General features: G+C 62.8%; 15 protein-coding genes. 7 read left to right on the top strand and 8 right to left on the bottom strand.

Annotation, left to right across the window (positions count from 1 at the left end; translation table 11 throughout):
- The first annotated feature begins 71 nt into the window (after positions 1–71).
- Positions 72–1,313 (top strand): MFS transporter, encoded by a 1,242-nt coding sequence (locus DUT91_RS18700; RefSeq protein ID WP_114442018.1) that lies wholly within the window; start codon positions 72–74, stop codon positions 1,311–1,313.
- Positions 1,314–1,377: 64 nt separating this feature from the next.
- On the opposite strand, the gene DUT91_RS18695 is transcribed toward DUT91_RS18700, so the two are convergent.
- The 6 genes from DUT91_RS18695 to hemC all read right to left on the bottom strand — a co-directional run bounded on the left by DUT91_RS18695 (position 1,378) and on the right by hemC (position 7,584).
- Complete coding sequence (locus DUT91_RS18695) at positions 1,378–2,088, bottom strand: glutamine amidotransferase (RefSeq protein ID WP_245419792.1); 711 nt, start codon at positions 2,086–2,088, stop codon at positions 1,378–1,380.
- Positions 2,089–2,172: 84 nt separating this feature from the next.
- The gene (locus DUT91_RS18690) at positions 2,173–2,661 is read right to left on the bottom strand and encodes a tellurite resistance TerB family protein (RefSeq protein ID WP_114442016.1); all 489 of its coding nucleotides are present in this window, start codon (positions 2,659–2,661) and stop codon (positions 2,173–2,175) included.
- Positions 2,662–2,852: 191 nt separating this feature from the next.
- Complete coding sequence (locus DUT91_RS18685; protein ID WP_114442015.1) at positions 2,853–4,445, bottom strand: heme biosynthesis protein HemY; 1,593 nt, start codon at positions 4,443–4,445, stop codon at positions 2,853–2,855.
- Positions 4,446–4,458: 13 nt separating this feature from the next.
- Positions 4,459–5,838, bottom strand: coding sequence for a COG4223 family protein (locus tag DUT91_RS18680; RefSeq protein WP_114442014.1), 1,380 nt, complete (start codon positions 5,836–5,838; stop codon positions 4,459–4,461).
- Between the two features lie 87 nt (positions 5,839–5,925).
- A complete protein-coding gene (locus DUT91_RS18675; protein ID WP_114442013.1) occupies positions 5,926–6,651 on the bottom strand; it encodes a uroporphyrinogen-III synthase in 726 nt (241 codons plus the stop codon).
- 3 nt (positions 6,652–6,654) lie between these two features.
- Complete coding sequence (gene hemC / locus DUT91_RS18670; RefSeq protein ID WP_114442012.1) at positions 6,655–7,584, bottom strand: hydroxymethylbilane synthase; 930 nt, start codon at positions 7,582–7,584, stop codon at positions 6,655–6,657.
- 101 nt (positions 7,585–7,685) lie between these two features.
- On the opposite strand from hemC, the gene tsaD reads away from it, so the two are divergent.
- From tsaD to DUT91_RS18645, 5 genes are all read left to right on the top strand, one after another.
- Positions 7,686–8,765 carry a tRNA (adenosine(37)-N6)-threonylcarbamoyltransferase complex transferase subunit TsaD gene (gene tsaD, locus DUT91_RS18665; protein WP_114442011.1) on the top strand — a complete coding sequence of 360 codons (1,080 nt, stop codon included), beginning with the start codon at positions 7,686–7,688 and terminating at the stop codon, positions 8,763–8,765.
- On the top strand, positions 8,762–9,751 hold the full coding sequence (locus DUT91_RS18660) for an NAD(P)H-dependent glycerol-3-phosphate dehydrogenase (RefSeq protein WP_114442010.1): 990 nt from the start codon (positions 8,762–8,764) through the stop codon (positions 9,749–9,751). Before tsaD ends, DUT91_RS18660 begins: the two co-directional genes overlap by 4 nt.
- 18 nt (positions 9,752–9,769) lie before the next feature.
- Positions 9,770–10,060 (top strand): YciI-like protein, encoded by a 291-nt coding sequence (locus DUT91_RS18655; RefSeq protein WP_114442009.1) that lies wholly within the window; start codon positions 9,770–9,772, stop codon positions 10,058–10,060.
- Positions 10,061–10,177: 117 nt separating this feature from the next.
- On the top strand, positions 10,178–10,606 hold the full coding sequence (locus DUT91_RS18650; protein ID WP_114442008.1) for an EVE domain-containing protein: 429 nt from the start codon (positions 10,178–10,180) through the stop codon (positions 10,604–10,606).
- A gap of 16 nt (positions 10,607–10,622) precedes the next feature.
- On the top strand, positions 10,623–11,294 hold the full coding sequence (locus tag DUT91_RS18645; protein ID WP_114442007.1) for a class I SAM-dependent methyltransferase: 672 nt from the start codon (positions 10,623–10,625) through the stop codon (positions 11,292–11,294).
- Here the strand turns inward: DUT91_RS18645 and DUT91_RS18640 are convergent.
- Positions 11,291–12,148 carry a DMT family transporter gene (locus DUT91_RS18640; protein ID WP_114442006.1) on the bottom strand — a complete coding sequence of 286 codons (858 nt, stop codon included), beginning with the start codon at positions 12,146–12,148 and terminating at the stop codon, positions 11,291–11,293. The genes DUT91_RS18645 and DUT91_RS18640 overlap by 4 nt on opposite strands.
- Before the next feature lie 129 nt (positions 12,149–12,277).
- Here DUT91_RS18640 and DUT91_RS18635 point away from each other — a divergent pair, with 129 nt between their 5' ends.
- Complete coding sequence (locus DUT91_RS18635) at positions 12,278–13,726, top strand: aminotransferase-like domain-containing protein (RefSeq protein WP_114442005.1); 1,449 nt, start codon at positions 12,278–12,280, stop codon at positions 13,724–13,726.
- Between the two features lie 60 nt (positions 13,727–13,786).
- On the opposite strand, the gene DUT91_RS18630 is transcribed toward DUT91_RS18635, so the two are convergent.
- Entirely contained in the window at positions 13,787–14,332 is a 546-nt protein-coding gene (locus DUT91_RS18630; protein WP_114442004.1) for a L,D-transpeptidase family protein, read from the bottom strand.
- Between the last annotated feature and the right edge of the window lie 7 nt (positions 14,333–14,339).

Below are 14,339 nucleotides of genomic sequence, written 5' to 3'. Positions count from 1 at the left end.
TCATGGCCTGCGTTAAAGCGGATCGTCCGCGATGCACCCGATCGACCGCATCCGATACAGAGAATGCAACAATGATCTCCCTCGAAACGGGCGCAACCATCGACCGTTATGCCGCTTTTCGCCATGCTTCTTTCGCGAAATACTGGCTGTCCCGCTTCGCCAGCGCCTTTGCGATGCAGATCGTCAGCGTCGCGGTCGGCTGGCAGATCTACGACCTGACCCGTGATCCCTTCGATCTCGGGTTGGTAGGCCTTGTCCAGTTCCTGCCGGCGCTTCTCCTGGTTCTGGTGACCGGCGCGGCCTCCGACCGTTTCGGCCGGCGGCTGATCATGGGCGTGACGCTGGGCGCCGAAGCCGCTGCGGCGGCAGTGCTTCTCTTTCTGACTGTCTCGAGGCTGTTCGAGCCGCTGACGGTCTTCGCGACCTTGACGGCTTTCGGCATAGCGCGCGCCTTCCTCGGCCCGGCCGCCGCCTCGCTGGTCGTCAATCTGGTGCCGGCCGAAACCTTCGCCAACGCCGTCTCGTGGAATTCTTCCGCCTGGCAGATAGCGACCATCGTCGGCCCGGTGGCGGGCGGCCTGCTCTATGGCATATCGCCTATTGTCGCCTATACGGTAGCCACCGTTCTGCTGGCATTGAGCGCGATATTGATCTTCGCCATCCCAAAGCCGCATCAGCACACGCCTTCCGAAAAACCGTCGCTCGAAACCCTGCTGGCCGGCTTCCGCTATATCTGGAAGGAGAAGGTGGTGCTGGGTGCGATTTCGCTCGATCTCTTCGCCGTGCTGCTCGGCGGTGCGGTGGCGCTGCTTCCCGTCTATGCCCGCGACATTCTTGATCTCGGACCATGGGGCCTGGGCATGCTACGCGCAGCGCCGGGCATCGGCGCGATTTTCGTCGCCATATGGCTCACCGGCCACCCGATCCGCGATCATGCGGGCATCGTCATGTTCCTGTGCGTCGCCCTGTTCGGCCTTTTCACCATTCTCTTTGGTGTTTCGACACTCGCCTGGGTCTCGATTGCCGCACTTGCACTCTTGGGCGCCGCCGACATGATCAGCGTCTATGTACGTGAAACCCTCCTGCAGCTCTGGACGCCGGATCATGTCCGTGGCCGGGTCAACGCCGTCAACATGGTCTTCGTCGGCGCGTCGAACGAGCTGGGAGAATTCCGCGCCGGCTTCATGGCGGCTATGATCGGCACCGTTCCGGCCGTCGTGTTCGGTGGCGCCGGATCCATCGCCGTCGCCGCGCTCTGGGCCTACTGGTTCCCGCAATTGCGCAAAGCCCGGCACCTCCAGGGCAGGGTTTAGAGCAAGCCATGAAATGTGCGAAGCGGTTCTCTGATTCAAACAAACAGGCACCGCTCCAGAGCAATTAGACGCGTTCTGCCGCAGCACAATTCGCGGTGCCGAAAATACGCACCAGAAGCGCTTCGAGCCACGCCTTCAGCGCGGCGTCATGGATCATCCGCCCTTCCAGATGCAGGCGTCCCTGTTGCGCGCCGCTGAGTTCGAACCGGTGTGCCCCGCGCACCACCCAGCGATGCATCATCGCCCGCGTCAGTTCCGCATGGAACTGCAGCCCCCAGGCATGGGAACCGTAGCGGAATGCCTGGTTGGGGTAGACATCACCGGTGGCGAGCAGGGTCGCGCCGCGCGGCAGTTCGAAGCCCTCGCGATGAAAATGGTAGACCATCTCAGGCCATTCCATCAGCGTCCTTCCCTCATCCGTCGGGCGCAGGGGATACCAGCCTATCTCGACGTGGCCGTCAGGGTGTGGCCCGACACTGCCGCCGAGATGATTGGCCAGCATCTGAGCGCCAAGGCAGATACCGAGGAAAGGCTTTTCCTCGCGCAACGGCACGGCCAGCCAATCGGTCTCATGATTGATGAAATCGTGCGTATCGTTGGCGCTCATCGGGCCGCCGAATATGACCGCCCCGGCATGATCTTCCAGCGTGTCCGGCAATCTTTCGCCAAGCGGCGGGCGGCGGATGTCGAGGCGAAAGCCCGCGGCTTCGAGCAGATGTCCGACCCGGCCCGGGCTCGAATTTTCCTGGTGAAGGACAATAAGTATTTTGGGCAAGGATCCGTGACGGGAGAGACCGGAAATACTTTTCGCAAGGCTATGGGATGATCTCGGTTCACGGAACATCACAAGCCCCTCGCCTCATTTTGTCCCGGTCTTGGGGTTGGCGGCGGCAACTCTCGCCGCTGCAGCGTGTTTCAACGTCAGACGCTCCCGCGATGAAACGCCAATCAGTTCGGCCACGCGCCACATCAAATTGTCTTCGAGCTCATCGACTTTTCCGTCGGCGTAGGCGATTTCCCACATCAGCTCGATGAAATGGATGCGTTCCTGCTCATCGAGATGGCGCTTGATGACGCTGGTAAAGCTGTAGAGATCGATGGCTTCCTGGTCCGCGGCTTCCGCCGCCTCCAGCAGCGTGTTCAATTCACCGCCCTTGAGCTGGTAGGCTTCCGAAAGGGTATCGGCGATGCGCTCGCGTTCCTCCACACGACGGTCGCCGTCGGCATCGATGATATGGAACATCAGCGCCGCGACCGCCAGCCGGGGATCATCCCTGCCGAAGCCGTTGCCGCCGCCGTGCTCCCCGAAAGGCAGGCCCTTCAAAAAAGTCAGAAGCCGATCGAACATCCATACCCCACGCCATTTTCCGCCCGACCTGCATCAAAGCCAAAAATGGGGCGATCATGAGGACAAATAACCTGCAACCACACCGCCGCCAACCGTCAATCAGCTTTCCGGCGACCACAAATTGTCATACAGGGGTGACCGTTACCTGAATGCAACGCCCGCTTCAGTAGAGTGGCTATGGTGAAACGGAATTAGAACAGACGAAAGCGCGTCTGCGTGTCTTCCGCCTTTTCGTCGGGAATGACCCCCGGATCATCCACCACCAGCATCTTCACTTCTTCACCCTTGTCGCCTTTGTCGCGGGTGGGTTTTGCCTCATTTCCCTTTGGCTTGGGCTGCGGTTCTGGCTGCTTTTCGTCCTTAGCCGGCGTGGTGGTGATGGCCTCAACCCGTGTCGGCTGCGGCGCTGCGGGTTCAGGCTCGATGATAACAGGCAGAGCAGGCGTTTCTGGCTCGGGACCGCGCACGTCTGGATCCAGGTCGATCATGGACGGCAGTTGTTCGACCGGCACTTTCCATTCGAACGCGTTGAGCCGTCCCGTGACCGGCGAGACGGGCGCCCATTGTTCCGAGACAAAGCCATCAGCCGTCCAGGCCGGATCGCGCGGCGCTTTGACCGCGCGCGAAAGCCACTGCCGCACCCGGCCCTGATCTTTCGTTTCCCCTTCCTCGATATCGGCGAGCAGGAGATAGGCGCTCTCGCGCGGTGCCATCCGCAGCACCGCCTCGGCATTTTCGCGCGCCAGCTTGAATTCGCCCGCATCGAGCGCGGCATGCGCCAGTGCAAGGCTGGCCTCGGGATTGTTGGGACGAAGCGTAAAGAGACGACGGGCCCGCTTCAACCGATCGAGCACGGAATCTCCCGGGCGCGCATGCACATAGGCCTGCGCGATATCAGGGTGCGGACTGCTCTTCCACGCTGTCTCGAGAATCTTCGTGCCCTTGCGCAGATCGTCCTGCCGAAACAGCGCACGGGCGGCTATGACAGCGGCTGGAACCAAATCCGGTGCGAGCTTGTGCGCTTCGAGCGCGGCGGTCTTGGCCCCCGCCGGATCGGAATCGAATGTCGAGATCGCTTTGGCAGTGAGAAGCGCGGCGCGTTCCTTCTTGGCCGTTTCCTTATCGGTCTGCTGGTCCGCCTTGCGCGCATCGAGAAGCTTCAGTGCTTCGTCCCAATCGCCCGCGACGCTCAACCTTCCCAGAACGGCGCCCGACGCCCATTCCACATGCGGCGCAAGCTTGGAGGCCTCGGCGGCATAGTGCTGCGCCGCGTCGCGCGCGCCGGCACGCTGTGCTTCGATATAGAGCCCGCGAAGGCCGAGAAGCCTGGTTTCCGGGTCGTCAAGCATCGCCTCGAACTTGGCCCGCGCATCGCCGGTGCGGCCTTCGAGCATGGCGGTTTGCGCTTCGAGCAGCTTGATCAGCGGCTCCTGGTCGACATTGAGCAACTTGCCCGCCTGTTTGGCCATGTTCCGCGCGGCCCTTGCGTCTCCCGCGCCCGCGGCGATCAATCCGGTGGAAAGCGACTGATAGCCCCGATCGCGCTTGCGTGCACGGAAATGCCTTTGCAATGCATAAGGCGAGCGGATGATGCTCTTAATCAGCCACCAGATCAGCATCACCGCCGCGACGACAGCAACGACGGCCGTGGCCGCAACCATGAGCGTCACCTCATAGCGCATCCCGGCAAAGGTGATGGTGAGATCGCCGGGCCGGTCCGCCAGCCACGCAAAGCCACCGCCGAGCACCAGCACCACAAGAACGAAGAACAGAATACGCAGCATCAATTCGTTCCCCTTAATTGGCCGAAGGCGTGGCAGGCGTGGCAGTGGCCGCATCAGGCGATGCCGGCTTGAGCGCGGCGGCAAGCGTTCGCGAGACCAGCGCGTCAGTGTCGCGGCGGGCCTTCATCTCAGCGACAAAATCGGCCGAAACGGTTTTTGCGTCCTGCGGCAGCGTTTCCCATTCAGCAATGGCCCGGTCGAGATCGCCGGTCCGCAAAGCGGCTTCGATGCGTGCCGTGATCGGCCCGACCCCCTGGCCACTGACCTCTCCCACGGGACGGACCTTCACCAGGCTCTTGGCACTGGCCATCAGTTGATCGACAAAGCCGGCATTCGGATCGGTATCGCGCTCGGTGGCGACGATCCTGTTCGCCACATCGTCGAACCGGGTATTGAGATCGGCCATCGTCGGAACGCCTTTCCCTGCGAATTCTCGCAGCGCCTCGATATCGGCCGCCGATTGCGGCGCGACGGATGCATAGGCGTCGAGTTCCGCATTGAACGAGCCGCCGCGATCAATCGCCGATTTAAGCGCCGTCGCCGCAATCGCCGCCGCAATCGCAGGCTGGCGGGCGTCCTCGGCGACGCGGCTTTCAAGCGCCGTCAGCCGCGACTGAACCTCGGCGATGCTGCCGGAATCCTGCGACGCGGTGGTTGCTGCCTGCGCGGCCTGGGTTTGAGCAGAAGCAAGCTTCTCCTCCAGCATGGCGACGCGGTTCGTCAGCTCCGGTCCCAGCGCGGCATTATCTCCGTTCGGTTGTGCTTCGGCCGCCTGCTTGAGCGCAGCGATTTCCGATGCCGAGCCCTCCGCGTGCTGCAGTGCTTGACGGGCGGCTGCCTGCGCCTCGGCTAATTGTGCACGGCTGGCGTCATCAAGCCCCGCCGCCGATGGCGCCGCACGCAACTGCGTGATCTCCTGTTCCATTCGGGCAAGCCGGTCGCCCGCAGCCTCGCCTCCCGGCGAAGGATGCACATTGCCCCACTGCAGCGCCGTCGCTCCGGCAAGCGCGATAACGCCGCCCACAAGCCCCGCGGCAAGATGAGAAAATCCACCACCACCCTTCGATGCAGGCGCTTTGCCGGCAGCCGGACGGTTTGACGCCGCTGAGGCCGAGGTCGCCGCCGAAGGCTTTGCCTTGGGCCGTTCGCTAAAGATTTCTTCCGTCTTCATTTCGGCTGTATCCGGCTCTCCCGCAGGCTTCGCGGTCGCTTTCGGCTTGCTGAAATCGCCCACCGGTTCCGCTGGAGGCACTTGTCTTGCAGCAGTGCCCGCAGTGCCCGGCTTCATATTCGCCGATGGTTCTTTCACGCGCTTCACCTGCGATGGATCGAGATCGATCGTAACCGGCTTGCGGATCGGTTTCGAGTGACGCGATGTTCCGGATTTCGCCATGATGCCTCTCGTCTGGGAATGGGACGTTCAGTCAGAAACTTAACAGATAAAAGCGGCAGATGAAGGATTGGTTGCGCTGCAAAAAGGTCAAAGTGACGCGAGAAGATTAAGAAGCGATTGCTCGTCCGGCCTTTCGCTGATCAGCGCGCGCGCCTTCCATTGCTCCGGAAGGCTCTCGGAAATGCGTGAGGAAAGGCATAAAAACCGGGTTTTATTCCAGAAATTTACACTGTTATCCGCAATTTCCCGCCGTTCCACCAGATCGACCAGCGCCTTCGCCGCAAAAGCCGAATAGATCAGCGCGACATCGATCGATACGTCGCCCAATCGCGGACCGATATCGCGATGGCCGATGGCAGCCGTGTCGTAAGTTTCGCAAACCGTAAGCTCCAATCCGGCAGCCCTGGCCTTCGTCTCGAAATCCGGCCGCCGCACCCTGCCCGCGAGATAGAGCACATGCGCGCCGGGCCGCAACACGCTCGAAAGCTTCGTTGCAAGCGCCTCGCCGTCGCCTCCGGCCGCCGTGACTTCGGCAAACCCGGCCGACTTTGCCGCGCCCGCTGTCTTGTGCCCAACCGCATAGGCGGGCAGATACGCAAGACGTTCGATCATGGCCGGATCGGCATGGCGCACCGCATTGACGCTGGTGATCGCCACCGCATCATATTGTCCTGATAGCGTTTCAGTCCCGATAGCCACCGTTTCGCTCAACGGCAGCACGATGGGCAAAAATCCCAGTTCCTCCAGCCGTCTTGCCGTATGCGACGCGCCCGGTTCGGGCCGTGTCACCAATACGCGTACGGCGCCAGCCATTGTTCAAGTCCAGTCGCTGAAGAACTCAGGTCCCGCCTGCGCAAGTAGCCGCTCGGCAGCATCTCGGCCAAGCGCCGCCGCATCGGCGAGGGAACCTTCGCTCTTGATCTCATGCGCCTCTCGTCCGTCAGGCGTCAGGATCATGCCGGAAAAGCTGATTCTATCACCTGACACGTTCGCCAGTGCCGCGATGGGCGTGCGGCACGATCCGTCGAGCCGGGCAAGGAACGACCGCTCGCAGATCAGGGCGATATGGGTTTCGCGATGATCAAGGGGGCCAAGCAGCGCATCAATTCGCGCGTCGCCGATCCGGCTCTCGATGGCAATCGCACCCTGCCCAGGCGCCGGCGGAAAGAAGGCTGGCTCAAGCAGCTCGGTTACGACATGGGCAAGCCCGAGCCGCTTCAGCCCGGCATAGGCGAGAAACGTTGCATCGACCTGCCCCTCTTCCAGCTTACGCAGCCGCGTTTCGACATTGCCGCGAAAATTCACCACCGTGATGTCGGGCCGCACGCGGCGGATCAATGCCTGGCGGCGCAGCGAAGAGGAACCGACCGTCGCGCCCTCCGGTAGATCGGCGAGGCGCTTGACGCTCCGGCCTATGAAGGCGTCCCGCGGATCTTCCCGCTCGAGGAATGCCGCGAGATGCAGGCCTTCCGGCAGAACCGTCGGCATGTCCTTGCTTGAATGGACGGCGATATCGATCCGGCCGTCGCGCAGCGCGTCCTCGATCTCCAGCGTGAACAAGCCCTTGCCGCCCACTTCCGAGAGCGGGCGATCCTGTATCCGGTCGCCGGCTGTCGACATCACCACGATCTCGACGGCGTCATCGCCGAGCCGATGCGCATCCATCAGCCGGCGCCGCGTTTCCTGCGCCTGCGCCAGCGCCAGCGGGCTGCCCCGTGTGCCGATCTTCAAGGATGCTGTTTGCATATGGCGTCGTCCATGATACCGGGTTTCGTGAAAATACCGGGTTGCGAACCTACCTAACCGTCTTTGTCCGCTTGGGCAATGAATGCAGGGTCTAAAACCAAATGCGCGTGCTGGGAATAGAGACAAGTTGCGACGAAACAGCCGCCGCCGTCGTCGAGCGCGATGAGGCTGGCCATGGCCGCATCCTGTCGAACGTCGTGTTGAGCCAGATCGCCGAGCATGAGCCCTATGGCGGCGTGGTGCCGGAAATAGCCGCGCGCGCCCATGTCGAGACGCTGGATACGCTGATCGCGCGCGCGCTCGATGAAGCCGATACACGGCTTGAGGATATCGATGCCGTCGCCGCCACCGCAGGGCCCGGGCTCATCGGCGGGCTGATCGTCGGACTGATGACGGCAAAGGCCGTAGCGCTGGCAACAGGCAAGCCCTTTCATGCGATCAACCATCTCGAAGGCCATGCGCTGACGGCGCGGCTGACCGACAACCTCGCCTTTCCCTATCTTCTGCTGCTCGTCTCGGGCGGCCACACACAGATGATCCTCATACGCGGGATCGGGCAATATGAACGCCTCGGCACCACCATAGACGATGCGCTGGGCGAAGCCTTCGACAAGACGGCAAAGCTGCTCGGCCTGCCCTATCCCGGCGGTCCTGCCGTCGAAAAGGCGGCACAGTCAGGTGACCCCAGGCGATTTGCCCTGCCGCGACCGCTGAAGGGTGAAGCGCGGTTGGATTTCTCCTTCTCCGGCCTCAAGACCGCCGTGCGCCAGGTTGCCACCGAACTCGTGCCGCTTGGCGATCAGGATGTCGCCGATATATGCGCGTCGTTCCAGGCAGCGGTGGCCGACACATTGGCCGACCGGGTGTCGCGCTCGCTCGCCCGTTTCCGCGAGAGTTTTCCCGAAATCGCAGAACCGACGCTGGTGGTGGCAGGCGGTGTCGCCGCCAACAAGGCGCTGCGCGGCGGGCTGGAAACGCTCTGCGCCAAACACGGCTTCCGCTTTCTCGCCCCTCCTCACATCCTGTGCACCGACAATGCCGCGATGATCGCCTGGGCGGGAGCCGAACATGCCGCACAGAGCCAGGGCGATTCCCTAGACATCGCGCCACGCTCGCGCTGGCCGCTCGACCAGGCCGCAACGCCTTTGATCGGCGCCGGACGCCGGGGAGCCAAGGCATGACGAGCGAGGTCGTAAAGGTCGCGGTCATTGGCGGTGGCGCCTGGGGAACGGCACTCGCCACTATGGCGGTGCGCAGCGGCCATCGGGTCGCGCTCTATGCCCGCGATGCCGAGACCATCAATGACATCAACCGAAACAACCGCAACGAGCGCTATCTCCCCGGCATTGAGCTTGCCGCCGGCATCGAAGCCAGCGCCGATGCTGCCGCTACGCTGAGGGATGCAGCCATTATCCTCGCCGCCTTTCCGGCGCAGGCGATGCGCGACGCACTTGGCGCGCTTGCCGCTCAGGTGCCCGCCGCAGCTTCCATCGTCCTCTGCGCCAAGGGAATCGAGCGCTCGACGGGACGCCTGATCTCTGAAGTCGTATCCGAGATTCTGCCCAGCCATACGATATCAGCCCTCTCCGGCCCGAGTTTCGCCACCGACGTGGCGCGCGGCTTGCCGACGGCAGTGACCATTGCCTCGAGCGAGCGCGAGACGGCGGATCGGCTGGCGCTGTTCCTGTCCGGCCCAGCCTTCCGCTGCTATTCGACCGATGATTTGATCGGCGTGGAAATCGGCGGCGCGTTGAAGAATGTGCTGGCGCTCGCAGCTGGCGCCGCCATCGGCCGTGGTCTTGGCGCGAGCGCCCAGGCAGCCCTCGTCACCCGCGGCTTTGTCGAACTGCGCCGTATTGCCCTAGCCATGGGCGCACGGCCCGAAACGGTGATGGGCCTGTCCGGGCTTGGCGATCTGATGCTCACCTGCTCCTCGCCGCAATCGCGCAATTATTCCTACGGCATGGCGCTCGGCGCCGGCAATCGGCTTGACGGCCTCCCTCTCGCCGAAGGTGTCGCAACCGCTCCCATCGCCGCCGAAATCTGCGCCAGGCGCAATATTGACGCGCCGATCGTCACCGCCGTATCCGCCCTTCTCGCGCGGGAACTCACCATAGACGAGGCGGTGACGGCGCTGCTCAACCGACCGCTCAAGACTGAAGACTGACAACTCAAGGAACCCCCGATGCTTTTCGCCATTTTGTGCAACGACAAGCCCGACCATCTGCAACTGCGCCTCGATACCCGCCCGGCGCATCTCGATTATCTGAAGAATCTCGGCGAGAGGCTGAAATTCGCCGGCCCCTTCCTCGGCGAGGACGGCAAGCCGAACGGCAGCCTTGTGGTGGTCGAGGCGGATCATATGGATGCGGCAAAGGCCATCGCGACGAGGGATCCTTACGCTAAGGCGGGACTGTTTGCCTCAGTCGACATCCGCCCATGGAACTGGGCTATCAACAATCCCGCCAATACTTAGAGCATGGTCCCGAAAAGTTGCAGACTTTTCGGATAAGATCATACGGCAACAAAAACTTTGAGCAGGATGCCCGGCTAGGCTTGATTGCATCCTGCTCCGATACCGGGGAAGCGATTCATGGCTTATTGGCTTTTTAAATCCGAGCCGCACAAATGGTCGTGGGAAAAGCAGAAGGCGGTCGGCAACGAAGGCACGCAATGGGACGGTGTGCGCAACTATCTCGCACGCAACAACATGCGTGCGATGCAGCTTGGTGACAAGGGCTTCTTCTACCACTCCAATGAAGGACTGGAGATCGTCGGCGTCGTGGAGGTCTGCAAGCTTGCCCATCACGACACGACGACAGACGACCCGCGCTGGGAATGCGTCGATATCCGCGCCTTCTGCGATGTGCCCCAGCCCGTGACGCTAAAGGCGGTAAAGGCGAATCCGATGCTTGCAAAGATGGCACTCGTCACCTCCATGCGGCTTTCCGTTCAGCCGGTGACCGAGGACGAATGGAAAGAAGTCTGCCGGATGGGCATCCTCGAACCGGCGCCGCAATGACCATTCGGCAGATGGCATGAACCCCGAAGAGCCACTTGATCCCGCAAGCGACCGGACCCGGGCCTTCATTCTTGCCAATACAAGCCTGCAGGCTCCGCCACATGTGCCGGAAGTCATGCTGCATCTCGCCGACGAGGCTCATGATCTCTGGCACCGGACGGAGGAGGAACTTGCCACCATCGGCTTGCCGCCGCCCTATTGGGCTTTCGCGTGGGCGGGCGGCCAGGGCGTGGCGCGTTATATCCTGGATAATCCCGAGACTGTCCGCAGCCGGACCGTACTCGACTTTGCCTCCGGCTCGGGACTGGTCGCCATTGCGGCGGCAAAGGCGGGAGCGGAAAATGTCATCGCCGTCGATATCGATCCTTTCGCCGAGACCGCAATCGCACTCAATGCAGCCGCGAACGCTGTCACGGTCAACGCCCGCATCGAGGATATGATCGCAACCGACAACGGTTGGGACGTGATTCTTGCCGGCGATGTTTTTTACGAACAGCCCTTGGCCGAGCGGCTGGTTCCGTGGTTCTCGGCGCTCCGCCTGCGCGGCGCAACCATTATCGTCGGCGATCCGGGTCGCGCCTATCTGCCGAGGGAAAGGCTTCAGTCCCTTGCGGTCTACACCGTTCCCGTGACACGCATTCTCGAAGATGCCGAGATCAAACGCACCACCGTCTGGGCGTTCATCTAGGCAAACCGTTTCGCTCCCGCCACGCAGAGGACGACGGCGGCAGCCGTCGCCACCATGCCCCAGCCCACCGCCTCATGTGCAACCGCTGCAGCAAGCGCAAGGCCGAAGAACGGTTGCAGCAATTGCAACTGCCCGACAGCGGCGGTGCCGCCCTGTACCAGCCCGCGATACCAGAAGACGAAACCGATCAGCATGCTGAATAGCGAGACATAGGCGAGGCCTGCCAGCGCGGGCCACCCGATACCGTCCCACGAGGCCGGCTGCGTAAAGAGCGCCAGCGGCAGCATCAACGGCAGCGACAGGACCAGCGCCCAGCAGATGACCTGCCAGCCGCCGAGCTTCCGCGACAGCCGCGCGCCTTCGGCATAGCCGAGGCCGCAAACAATGACCGCCGCCAACATCAGTCCGTCACCGAAAGCCGAAGAAACGCTTCCCTGCCCCCAGGCATAGGACGCGACAATCGCACTTCCGCCGATCGAAAAAAGCCAGAACAGTCCGCGTGGCCGCTCGCCGCCGCGTATGACCGCAAAGATCGCGGTGGCAAGCGGCAGCAGTCCGATGAAGACGATGGCGTGGGCCGATGTCATCCCGCGCAGCGCGATCGCCGTCAGGAGCGGAAACCCGACGACCACGCCGAGCGCCACGACGACGAGCGGTAGGAGGTCGCCACGCGCCGGCAGGCGCTGCCTGAACAAGGCAAGCAGCAGCACGGCCAGCACGCCGGCGATGGCCGCGCGCGCCACTGTCAGGAACATGGGATCGATATCGATCACGGCAATTCGCGTCGCTGGCAGCGAGCCACTGAAGATCAGTACGCCAAGAAACCCGTTGATCCAGCCTGCCGTTTTGTCCATTGCGCCTATCCAACCCGTTGCAAAATCATGTACTTGCCTTGCCGGGACAATGATCGGCCTTGCACTCGAACGGCAGAGACAATAACAGTACAATTCTACCGGACTGTACCGGGACAAAAGGAAGTACAGATGTTTGATCAACCCGTCACCAGCGAAAACGCGGCGCGCGGCCCGGCATTCGACGGCCCCAGCCACGGCGAAGTGACGCTCGTCGAAAAAGTGATGGGGATCATCCGCGGGCGCATCGCCGCGCTCAGTCTCTCGCCCGGCGCAAGACTGCCCTCGATCCGCCGTCTCGCCGAAACCATGGGGGTCTCGAAATCGACCGTTGTCGAAGCCTATGACCGGCTCGTTGCCGAAGGCGTCATCCAGTCCCGCCGCGGCGCGGGCTTCTATGTCGCCGGCCGCGCACAACCCTTCTCGCTCGCCGCCGCAAGCCCCCGCCTCGACCGCGAAATCAACCCGCTATGGATCATGCGCCAGTCCCTGGAAGCCGACAGCACGGCGCTCAAGCCGGGTTGCGGTTGGCTGCCGCAGGACTGGCTGCCGCAGGAAGGCATCCGCCGCGCATTGCGGACGCTCGCCCGCGATGATGAAGCCGCCTTTACCGAGTATGGCGATCCTTTAGGGTATGCGCCGCTCCGCCTGCATCTTTCCCGCCGGCTCGCCGAACAGGGCGTGGAAGCGTCGCCCGCCCAGGTGCTGCTCGTTGATTCAGGCACGCAGGCGCTCGATCTTCTCTGCCGTTTCTTTGTCCAGCCTGGCGATGCCGTGCTAGTCGACGACCCCTGCTATTTCAATTTCCAGGCGGTGCTGCGCACGCATCGCGTCCGACTCGTTTCCATACCCTACACGCCCAACGGCCCGGACCTCGATGCTTTCGCGCGCGCGGCGGAGGACCACCGGCCAAAGCTCTATATCGGCAATGCCGGGCTGCATAATCCAACCGGCGGCATGATGAGCCCAGCCACGGCGCATCGGCTTCTCAAGCTCGCCGAACAGCACGACATGATCGTCGTCGAGGACAATATCTTCGCAGATTTCCATGCCGCGCCCTCACCCCTACTCGCCGAACTCGACGGGCTGGAGAGGATCGTCCACATAGGCAGCTTCTCCAAAACGCTGACAGCCGCTGCCCGCGTCGGCTATATCGCCGCCCGCAGCGACTGGATCGACGGGCTGACCGATTTGAAGCTTGCCACCACCTTTGGCTCGAGCGCCCTTTCCGCCCAGCTCGTCCACACGCTCCTGACTGACGGCACCTATCGCCGCCATATCGAAACATTGCGCATCAAGCTCGCCACCGCCATGACCATGACATCGGGGAGACTGAAGGCTGCGGGACTGGAGCTTTGGACCGAGCCGCAGGGCGGCATGTTCCTCTGGGCCCGGCTGCCGGAGGGCATGGACTCGGCCCTGATCGCCCGCCATGCGCTGGAGCGCGGTGTAGTCTTCGCGCCGGGCAACGTGTTCAGCCTGTCGCAAAGCGCGGCGCATTATATGCGGTTCAACGTGGCGCAGTCCGCCCAGCCGCGCATTTTCGAGGTGCTGCACGACGCGATGCGCGCGGCGCTCTAAGCAAGTTCAGGAAAAAGTGGGCCCGGTTTTCGTCCGGGCTTGCGTCCAACAAAAGAAATCTCACCGCAGGACGCGGATCACCGTGCGCTGGTCGATGTGCGGCAACAACCGCGCCATGTCCCCCCGCTTCAATGCGATGCAGCCTTCCGTCGGCAGATAGCCGGGTCGCGCAAGATGGAAGAAAATGGCGCTTCCGCATCCGCGCTTACGGGGGCGGATGTTCCAGTCCAGGACGATGCAGATGTCGTAAAGCCCGTCCTTCCGCCAGAGATTCTCATGGCTTGCCCTGTAGGGCGCATGCACCGGCCTGTTGTAATTGCGGTCGTCAGGCGCATCGCACCAGCCATCATCCCGGCGGACAGCATGAAACGGCAGCGGGGAGAACGCGGCAAGACCTCTGCGCTGCCTATGCCATCCGTAGAGCAGGCGCATCGGCCCGAGCGGCGTAGCGCCGTCACCCTCCCGTTTGAAAGCGCTGATGCCCCCCTTGCCGAGGGCGCAGCGCAACACCAGATTACCCGCAACAAGGAGCCCCTGCGCAGGGTTTCCGGGGCGGGGCCGCACGTTAATCAGCCGCAAGGTCCTGCTCTCAGCCACTCTATTCATCCATCTC

Origin of the sequence: Paramesorhizobium salinisoli (genome assembly GCF_003335045.1) — a bacterium.
Taxonomy (GTDB): domain Bacteria; phylum Pseudomonadota; class Alphaproteobacteria; order Rhizobiales; family Rhizobiaceae; genus Paramesorhizobium; species Paramesorhizobium salinisoli.
Note: the sequence above shows the minus strand (reverse complement) of the source record. Positions and strands in the feature narration are given on the sequence as shown.

Excerpts from the sequence above, each read along its gene's own strand:
- DUT91_RS18700 (WP_114442018.1), top strand. The coding sequence starts at position 72 with ATGATCTCCCTCGAAACGGGCGCAACCATCGACCGTTATGCCGCTTTT.
- DUT91_RS18690 (WP_114442016.1), bottom strand. The coding sequence starts at position 2,661 with ATGTTCGATCGGCTTCTGACTTTTTTGAAGGGCCTGCCTTTCGGGGAG.
- DUT91_RS18685 (WP_114442015.1), bottom strand. The coding sequence starts at position 4,445 with ATGCTGCGTATTCTGTTCTTCGTTCTTGTGGTGCTGGTGCTCGGCGGT.
- DUT91_RS18680 (WP_114442014.1), bottom strand. The coding sequence starts at position 5,838 with ATGGCGAAATCCGGAACATCGCGTCACTCGAAACCGATCCGCAAGCCG.
- DUT91_RS18675 (WP_114442013.1), bottom strand. The coding sequence starts at position 6,651 with ATGGCTGGCGCCGTACGCGTATTGGTGACACGGCCCGAACCGGGCGCG.
- hemC (WP_114442012.1), bottom strand. The coding sequence starts at position 7,584 with ATGCAAACAGCATCCTTGAAGATCGGCACACGGGGCAGCCCGCTGGCG.
- tsaD (WP_114442011.1), top strand. The coding sequence starts at position 7,686 with ATGCGCGTGCTGGGAATAGAGACAAGTTGCGACGAAACAGCCGCCGCC.
- DUT91_RS18660 (WP_114442010.1), top strand. The coding sequence starts at position 8,762 with ATGACGAGCGAGGTCGTAAAGGTCGCGGTCATTGGCGGTGGCGCCTGG.
- DUT91_RS18655 (WP_114442009.1), top strand. The coding sequence starts at position 9,770 with ATGCTTTTCGCCATTTTGTGCAACGACAAGCCCGACCATCTGCAACTG.
- DUT91_RS18650 (WP_114442008.1), top strand. The coding sequence starts at position 10,178 with ATGGCTTATTGGCTTTTTAAATCCGAGCCGCACAAATGGTCGTGGGAA.
- DUT91_RS18645 (WP_114442007.1), top strand. The coding sequence starts at position 10,623 with ATGAACCCCGAAGAGCCACTTGATCCCGCAAGCGACCGGACCCGGGCC.
- DUT91_RS18640 (WP_114442006.1), bottom strand. The coding sequence starts at position 12,148 with ATGGACAAAACGGCAGGCTGGATCAACGGGTTTCTTGGCGTACTGATC.
- DUT91_RS18635 (WP_114442005.1), top strand. The coding sequence starts at position 12,278 with ATGTTTGATCAACCCGTCACCAGCGAAAACGCGGCGCGCGGCCCGGCA.
- DUT91_RS18630 (WP_114442004.1), bottom strand. The coding sequence starts at position 14,332 with ATGAATAGAGTGGCTGAGAGCAGGACCTTGCGGCTGATTAACGTGCGG.